Annotated in this window: 3 protein-coding genes; all 3 read left to right on the top strand. The window is 53.6% G+C overall.

What is annotated here, in order from left to right; genetic code table 11:
• The first annotated feature begins 130 nt into the window (after window positions 1-130).
• On the top strand, window positions 131-427 hold the full coding sequence (locus PPL9_RS08820; RefSeq protein WP_057462359.1) for a hypothetical protein: 297 nt from the start codon (window positions 131-133) through the stop codon (window positions 425-427).
• Window positions 427-1,323 (top strand): hypothetical protein, encoded by an 897-nt coding sequence (locus PPL9_RS08815; RefSeq protein ID WP_057462358.1) that lies wholly within the window; start codon window positions 427-429, stop codon window positions 1,321-1,323. Before PPL9_RS08820 ends, PPL9_RS08815 begins: the two co-directional genes overlap by 1 nt.
• A 2-nt stretch (window positions 1,324-1,325) precedes the next feature.
• On the top strand, window positions 1,326-1,855 hold a 530-nt coding region (locus PPL9_RS08810), incomplete at its 3' end, for a hypothetical protein (RefSeq protein ID WP_152986644.1).

The raw sequence follows: 1,855 nt of genomic DNA, 5'->3' as shown, positions 1-1,855 counted from the left end.
CCTGCAGCTTAAGTCTCTATCCTCATTGAGGATGGAAGTCAGATCCGGGCCAGCTTTGGCCCGGACATTGTTTATGGGCGAGTACACACCAGGCAGTCTTTGATTTGGGCCTGATCTGCGGAGTTGGAATATGCAGTTTGTCTCTGGCAAAGCCTCAGCAAAGCGCGGCTATTTGCGCAGCTTCTTTCGCAGCTTGCTGTGGCGACGGCGTAAGGTGGAGGCAGTTGCTGAAGCTGCACCCAAAGAGTGCGATCCGGCAGGCACTGCGCATGTGGTCTTGCAAGGTCGTGACCGGCCTGAGCGCTCGTCAGATGCTCTGCACGAAGATCTGTCCGAAGAGCTGGAGATCCGGGGCTTTCTGGATCAGTTTCCAGACCACCGTTTGATGGTCAAACCCGGGGATCAGCCGCACAAGGAGATATTCTGATGGTCTATCCGCTGGCGGAACAGAGACTGGCGCAGCAACATAGTGCAGCTCATGATGTAAATCCGGTTCAGGATGAGGCAATCGCGGTTTCTCTTGAGGCGTTTGCTCAGGCGATCGTGGATGCACATCAGGGCATGGCGCTTATGACTGGTGGAGCTTTAGATTTAGCCACCTTGCCCGGTACATTGCTGGACAGCCGGTCAGGACATCAGCTTCTGAAAGAGATCGGTATTAAGGGGCGTTATTACACAAAGATAGCCAATGGGAAGACCTACGTGATCTTCAAGGGCTATCCTGCAGTGCGCGAGGTTCTTAAGGGGACAAGATATCTGTCGTCCTCTCCAAAGGTTGTTGCTTTTGGAATTGGCCCTGAAGCCATACGCGCAGGTGGCCGGGCGAACGCGATCATCATGATCACCTGTTATGTGGCCCTGGATATCATGCAGTTCATCATGAGCGATACGCAGCTTTACAGCGAACTGTTTGCCAACATCATTGTCGATGTGGCGATCGGAGCTGTTGCCATTGGGGCTGGCATGGCCGCAGCAGCAGCTGGCGCGCTTCTGGCCGGTGCTATCACCACAGTTGCAATTCCCGCCCTTGCCATTACGGCTGGTGCCATTGTTGTTGGCATGGCTGTCGGCATGGCGCTTGGACAACTGGACAAGATGTTTGGTCTGCGAGAAAAACTGTCTGCTGCCCTGCGGTGGACTGGTGAGGCTGTTGCGCGCGGCCTTCAGAAAACCGGACAAGTCATTCGTGAAGCGCAAGTTTCCATGCGCCAGAAGGTGGAAGAGCTTGAACGCCGCAGCAATCGGTTTTTCTATGATCTGGAACGCGAGACCATCTGGCATTTGGGTGGGCCTGATCTTTACAACCAGATCTACAGGCGGTGATGATGATCAACTGGTACATCGATAAGACCATTCAATTTGGCCAGTGGATTGGCCGGGATCCGCGCAGAGCCCACGGGTTTGCAGCTGCGCTTGATTTTTTGTTGGTGTTTTTGGTGTGGAGTACGATCTCTGACTTTCTGTATGCGCAGCAGGTCATTGAGCTTGGACAAGACAACTTTGAAATTGCTCATGGCATCCAGGCTTTAGCGCTTGGATCTGTTGCGATCCCCATCGCTCATTTTGTCTTCACACCCTGGGGTCATCAACGGCTGCAATGGTCCGTAAAGACATACCTCATTCTCATTTTCGGATCGCTCCTGGTCTTTGCTATCGCCGGCAATCTATGGGCGCAATCAATTGGGCAAAGAGCGCAAGACGAAGGGTATTTACTCTGCCAGAACGAGTTCTTCGCACCGGCAAAATCCTTCCATACCTATGCGCGCCCGGGCACTTTATGTCCCGCTGATGCATGGCATTCCAAACCCTATCCGCCGCCAATGGTGATGCACCAACTCAATCCGCCAGATCACTC

It is taken from the genome of Pseudovibrio sp. POLY-S9, from assembly GCF_001431305.1.
Lineage (GTDB): Bacteria > Pseudomonadota > Alphaproteobacteria > Rhizobiales > Stappiaceae > Pseudovibrio.
Note: the sequence above shows the minus strand (reverse complement) of the source record. Positions and strands in the feature narration are given on the sequence as shown.

Excerpts from the sequence above, each read along its gene's own strand:
- PPL9_RS08820 (WP_057462359.1), top strand. The coding sequence starts at position 131 with ATGCAGTTTGTCTCTGGCAAAGCCTCAGCAAAGCGCGGCTATTTGCGC.
- PPL9_RS08815 (WP_057462358.1), top strand. The coding sequence starts at position 427 with ATGGTCTATCCGCTGGCGGAACAGAGACTGGCGCAGCAACATAGTGCA.